Origin of the sequence: Parabacteroides sp. ZJ-118, from assembly GCF_011038785.1 — a bacterium.
Lineage (GTDB): Bacteria > Bacteroidota > Bacteroidia > Bacteroidales > Tannerellaceae > Parabacteroides.
In genome coordinates, this window is the sequence record NZ_JAAKDT010000068.1 from 1 (window position 1) to 6,354 (window position 6,354).

A 6,354-nucleotide genomic window follows, 5' to 3' on the forward strand; every position below is an offset into this window, starting at 1 on the left:
TCGAGGGATCAAGACCGACCATCCTTACCTGTCCGCTCAGACAGTTGACGCCCATGCGCATGTCTGTCGGATGTTGGGACATCACTATACGGTTGTTTTCATTCAGATTGAACATAGCTTTTTTAACTGCAAAGTTTGCAATCAAAAATGCTATGGAAAAGTCGGCCGATTTCGGACGGATACCGAGTCGCTTGTGGCTTGGGACCCACAGACATCCTGCTAAAACCCGGCTCCTTTGTCTTCTTTGATGTTTCCATTTTACTGCAATTTTGATTGGTTTCTATTTCGCAGCAAAAATAATGGACGATATTTAATGGGGAAAGTCGGCTTTCACCGAACGCTTACGATTAATCATTCTGATGAGATAGCTCATATCGCTAAATTCTACAATATGGAATCAGCAAGTTGAACTTGCGAAACTTGAATAACAAATTTAACCTCAGGAGGAGTGTTTTTACGTAAAGTATTTAGCGTAACCTTAAGACTTTTGATGCGTCTAATCTGCGTTCTATCCAAATCCCCAACGGCTTTACCTTCAAGATCCGTCAAAAACTGCATCCCTTCAAGGACCAATTTCTTGTCTATCCAAAAATCTTTTAAGGCACAAAGCCGCTGAAGTCCATCAACAATAACAAGTTTGTTCGTCGCTGGATCTTCGCTGAAATAAAAAGATGGTAAAGGTAGCCCCAAAAGGATAGACTCAATTAGACGGCTCTTACTCTCTCTCGACCACACATCGCTTGAACGCTGAAATTCCGGTTTTAAATCAATTTCCCTGTACTCCAATTGTTCTAAAAGCGAACCTAAATTGACTACAGAAATATCAACATCTATGTCATTTGGATCGAATGGTCCTTTGAGATTATTATCATCCTCCCCTTCAAATCCGCTATTCAACCGCTTTGATGGTTCTTGTTTTTCTATGCTTCCCATATGATTTATTTTACTCTATTGACTATTTATCAGTTCTCTATATTATTCTATCGTCAATACTTTTGAGGATTCTTCGCCGAATTGGGAGATGACACGGACGGCGATTTGGCGGCCGGGGGCGTATGATATCGGCTCGGAGGTGAAACCGTACAAAGTCTCCCATATCTCGTCGGAGAACTCGATGCGCAACGTGTTCTGTGCCTTCTTCTTGGTTTTTGCACTCGAATTAAACAGGTTGCCCAATCCTTTGCGCCACGCCTCGAACTCCTTCTTGTCGCCGCCGCAGAAATGAATGGAGCGCACGATGAACTGCGTGCCGTCGTAGTTGTCGTCCATCTCCCAGTAGGCAATGTCTTCCACCGAACGAGGTTTCACAATGTCCTTAATCGGGTCGTAGATGTCGAGGCCGCGAATTTCGACGTGGCATGATTCGGCGGAATCTTTGACGATAGCAATATCCGGCTCGCCGATGGTGATGAACGCTCCGGCTCCTTTGTCCTTTTTCAGCAGACCGTCCTGCATCAGGTCGTCGTGCATACGGACTTTGCTGACCGTGAAGTTGCCAAAGTTGTAATCCTTGTCGTTGATGTTATCTTCAAAAGAGAAGCCAAGCAGCACAAGCCACGATGCTCCCTCGACAAGCCGTTTGCGCATCTCTTTGACGGATTCATTTACCGCCTGCTTCGATACTGTGCCGAATTTCGGGCCGATATGGAAATAGACCAACCGCTCCTCGCCGTCGCTGTCGGTATAGTAGCCGCGAGCATGGAGGAATGGTGATGCGACGGATTCCATTCCATGGAATACAGCCTTTTGGCTGCGGTCGCCGTTCCGCACTCCGCTCGTCTCTAGATGACTGAATACCCGCTCTTGGAACAGTCGATTCTCTTCTGCTTCATCGGTGCGGTCGTCGAGTTCATCGGGCGACACCACATTGAAACTCTGCAAAGTCTCGACCGTAAACGGACCGCTCACGCGCAGTTTGCGTTTGTCCTCCTGCGGCTGGTCGTACAGCACCTCCATTTCCGGCTCTTCGTCGTTAGCAATGGATTTCAGCGTGATATGGGGTACGGTCTTGTAGTTAAAACCGAATCTAACATCCTTACCTTCGGGGTCGGCAAGTGTGTAATAGGGATAGGTCGCCATCATCAACCGCTTTTTGGCGATATTGATAGCAATTCGCGAAGTGTCGATGGTAATCCATCTGCGTCCCCATTGCTCAGCGACAAATGCCGTCGTACCACTGCCGCAGGTCGGGTCAAGCACCAAATCACCCGGATCGGTAGTCATTAAAATACAACGTTGTATTGCAAGTTCGGATGTTTGAACAACATATTTTTTCCCTTGAACAGGGGCAGTATCATCCCAAAAATTATTAATTTTCGAATAAGGAAAATCCGAATGGTAAAGAATATAACTAAGACTATCTCCTTCTTTTTCTAACCGATTTGCATCTTTTAATTTTTTCATTTTCTCTTTGGGAAGAACCCAGCAACCGCCTTTGGGAGCATGAAACGTTCTTCCATTAAACTCAAAATCATACACATTTAATTCTGAAAAAGAAGGAGCTCGCTGTGAAACTAATCGGTAAACATCACTCCCTATCGGCAGTTTTTCCATATTATCCGATTGTGATAACTTACGAGTTGTGCCATCAGACATTTTAAGATTAGTCCAACGAGACTCTATTTTTGGAGATGATTTTTTGTATAGTTGTCGATATTTAACATTGTCTATATCTTTTGCATACCATACAATATAATCGCACATTCCCTCCAACGTTTTTGCGCCAAGAGGCATTAATTTTTTACGGAAAGGTATTTGTGCCACAAAATTCTCGCTGCCAAAAATCTCATCCATTAAACTACGGATAAGATGTACATTTTCATCGGATATTTGCACAAAACAAGATCCCGATTGTGTAAGCAGTTCTCGACCAATTACTAATCTATCACGAAGATACGACAAATAACTATGCACTCCATCAATCCATGTATCACGGAACGCCTTTATCATTTCCGGCTCTCCGGATAAATCAGTATCTTTTCCTTCTGACACATTCAGATTGTTAAGTTTCATCTGCCAGTTGGATTTATATTTGATGCCATACGGCGGGTCGATATAGATGCACTGCACCTTGCCAGCCATTCCCTCGCGGTTAAGCAGCGAGTTCATTACGAGCAGCGAATCGCCCTGTATCAAACGGTTCTTCCAGTCGGAGTGGTGGCGGTAATACTCTGCAACTCTTTGCAATTCGTCGTCGATTACATTGCCCAAGCCGCTGCCGAAAAGATTATCCGTTTCACGGGTACGATACAGGCGGTCGATAAGTTGTTCGGGCTGAATATCCTCGTGGACATACAAACTGCGAATATCGACGCGCAGGTCGCTGTCGCAGGTCTCCTCGTCATCGTTACGATACTTGCCGAGCCAATAGAGTTCCGGGTCGCGACCGCGCGTAAACTCGTGGCGGAAAGTTTTGTATTCAGCCGTTTTCGGGTCGCTTGCAATGACAGCCGCTTCCTCTCCCGCGAGTTCGGTCGTCGGAATCGCCACCCGCTTGTCTGCGGGGTGCTTTATTGCGTCGGTAGGTTTGAATATGTTGCTCATAACGAATTTATTTTTGCGATTAACAGGGGTTTGATGTTGTCGATGTCGGAAATCTCGATGAAATCCCACCGACCGTACTTTTTCAGATTATTGGCAGCAGGCAGCCAGTAATTATTCGTATAGTGCCGTTTCTCCTCCTTGAAGTTCGTGCTGTCGTTGGAGAAGCCCGAAATCTCGATGATAAGATTGACCGTATCGCCCGACGGGGTCTCCACCACAGCGATAAAGTCGGGGACGAAGTTTTTCTCCTCGTTCAGTGCCATATAGGGTATCTTGAAGTCGAGGAAATGGTTTTTGACATACTTCTTCACCGCCGGAATCTCTTCTAACGTTTTGGCCGCTATCTGCTCCCACGAATCGGTATCGGCAACCACATAGTTGATATGGCTTTTTTCGGTCGGCCACACCTTTTTGGTAGTCGCTCCCGAGACATAGCGCGTACTGCCCTCCGGATTATAGTGGTTCAGAATGGCGATAATGCGTTCGACATCGCGGTTATGTTCGCTAATGCCTTCATAGATACTTGCATTTGTCTTGTCTTGATTCCAAAACAAGACAAGTCTGCGGGCTTCGGCGTCGCCCTCTCCACCAACAATCTCTACCTGCGTATCATACCATTTTTGTACGACTGCTTTGAGCTGGGCAAACTTTTGGAACATCGGTACGCCCGATTCATCGCGATATTTTGCCGAGAGCAGCCGCCGCGTCAGTTCATAGACTATCTGCGAATCGCGCAGCTTCTTGTAATCGCTCTTCAAAAACTCTTCTTCATCGCCGACAGGAGTGCGAAGAATCGTTGTCATCGGAATCCGATTGAAGTCGAGTTTGAATTTCGGCAAATGAGAAAAGTCCGCTTTAATAACCGAATTTTCCCGTTCGCTGCGATACCCTGCAATATTCGGAAAAACAATCTCCATATCGGTACGCTCCTTAACCGGACGAATAAAGGTTATCGGCTTCGGCGGTTTCGGTGGCGCGGCCACACCGCCTTTGAAAGTCTTGAACGGAACGCCGATGATATGGGCATATTCGGGTTGGAACTTGTAGACGATGTTTTTATCGCTGTATCGGTAAACGCTCTCGCTCGGTATCTCTTCGCCTGTTCTCCGGTCATAGGCCACAAGGTCGTAACTGCGACGGCGCAATGCACGACCTGCCACTTGCTCGCAAAGCAACTGCGACCCGAATGCACGAACTCCGCACACGTGCGTTACGGTATTGGCATCCCAACCCTCGGTAAGCATCGAGACGGAGACAACGCATCGGATATGCCCGCCGAGCATCCCCGGCTTGCCGACTGTATTCACCACCTCACGGAGAATATCGCTGTCGGTCAAACAGTCGGCACTGCCCGCACCGTGCGTCAGCGCATAGTCGCGTTTGAACTTGTCAATCTCCAGCCGAAACACTCTTTTGAACTCATCGTCAATGGTATTGCCGGCGTCATCGAGCGCAGAGCTGTCGATAAGCAACGACGGGAGAATGTTCTTGGGGATTCCATTCGTATAGTTCGAGAATATCGGGAATACACCGTCGACATAAATCTTGTTTCCGTCGGCATCCACCGTTTCATATCCCGCAATATGTTTGAAGACCTCTTTTGAAACGGTCGTATTGTTGCAGACCACAATAAACACCGGTGGCGCAGTGAGTAAGTTTTTACCCGCTTCGCCTGCCTGACGCATACCGTTGTCGTATTTCTCGTAATCCTTGACAAACTGTTCCAACGCGATGGTCAAAAGAGTCGGCAATTTCGGCGGCATTTCGCCAATCGGCAGATTTGTTCCATTGGCAGCTGCTTCCTCCTTTGCCTTCTTCTTAATCGCTTTCTGACCTTTCTTGGGCAATTCACCGCGAATATGCTCATAGATATTGCGCAGTCTCGGCTCCTCCAAGTCGTGAGTATCATCCATCGACGGCAGGAACGGGATTTTCACTAATCCGCTCTCAATCGCCTCCACCAAGCCGAAGTCCGTGACGACCCACGGGAACAGCGAATATTCGGCATATCCCGAACCTTTAAGGTAATACGGCGTAGCCGACAGGTCGTAAACGTGCTGCAACTTATAGCCGAGAGCCTTCATCTGGCGCAATCCCTCGTACCAAACCATTGCCCGCTTGTTTTCCTCCTCGCCTTCGGCGGTCTCCTCATCTTTGCGGCCGCGGCCCTCTTTCTCTTTGGGCAGATAGCAGTGGTGCGCCTCATCGTTGATGACGATAAAGCGCTTCCCCTTCATACCGGGGCCGAGTATGCGCGACAGGACACTCTGAAAATCCTCTTTGTCGGATTGTTTGACCATCCCCTCGCCACTGCGATATACCATCTTGCCGTCGAGCGGACTTGCCTTCTTGCCGGTATATACCTTCGGCTCGAATTGGTGGTAATTGGTAATCGTAATCGCGTTATTCAGACCGCCGAGCACCTTCTCGTACTGGTCAGGGATCAGTCCTCGCTGATGATAATAGTCTTTCTTGTCATATCGCGAACCGGCACTCTCATCCAACATCAGCACGCCGAGGCGGTCTCGTATCGTAATACCGGGCGCAACAAGCAGAAAATGGTCGGCAAAACGGGTATCGTTATGGTATTCGGATTTGTTCAAATAATGATACAGGATAAGCATCGCCATCACGACCGTTTTACCCGTGCCGGTTGCCATCTTGAATGCCGTGCGCGGCAAGATATCCTCCCAAAAATTCGACACCGATTCCCGTCTTTCGTCCAACTGACGGAGAAGATTGCGACCGATATTCGGGTCCCGGTCAGCCACTTCATTCAGATACACCGCTGTTTCTACCGCCTCTCTTTGG

The 6,354-nt window shown here is 47.8% G+C and carries 3 protein-coding genes; all 3 read right to left on the reverse strand.

Annotated features, from left to right (window positions below):
- Positions 1–384 precede the first annotated feature (384 nt).
- Positions 385–933, reverse strand: coding sequence for a DUF262 domain-containing protein (locus G7Y39_RS12820; protein ID WP_165157838.1), 549 nt, complete (start codon positions 931–933; stop codon positions 385–387).
- A gap of 42 nt (positions 934–975) precedes the next feature.
- Positions 976–3,543, reverse strand: a complete 2,568-nt coding sequence (locus G7Y39_RS12825) for a site-specific DNA-methyltransferase (protein WP_165157839.1) — start codon at positions 3,541–3,543, stop codon at positions 976–978.
- Positions 3,540–6,354: BPTD_3080 family restriction endonuclease (locus G7Y39_RS12830; RefSeq protein WP_165157840.1), on the reverse strand; the 2,815-nt coding region annotated here is incomplete at its 5' end. The genes G7Y39_RS12825 and G7Y39_RS12830, both read right to left, overlap by 4 nt.

Bases quoted from the DNA above. Each gene is read 5' to 3' on its own strand.
- G7Y39_RS12820 (WP_165157838.1), bottom strand. From the start codon at position 933: ATGGGAAGCATAGAAAAACAAGAACCATCAAAGCGGTTGAATAGCGGA.
- G7Y39_RS12825 (WP_165157839.1), bottom strand. From the start codon at position 3,543: ATGAGCAACATATTCAAACCTACCGACGCAATAAAGCACCCCGCAGAC.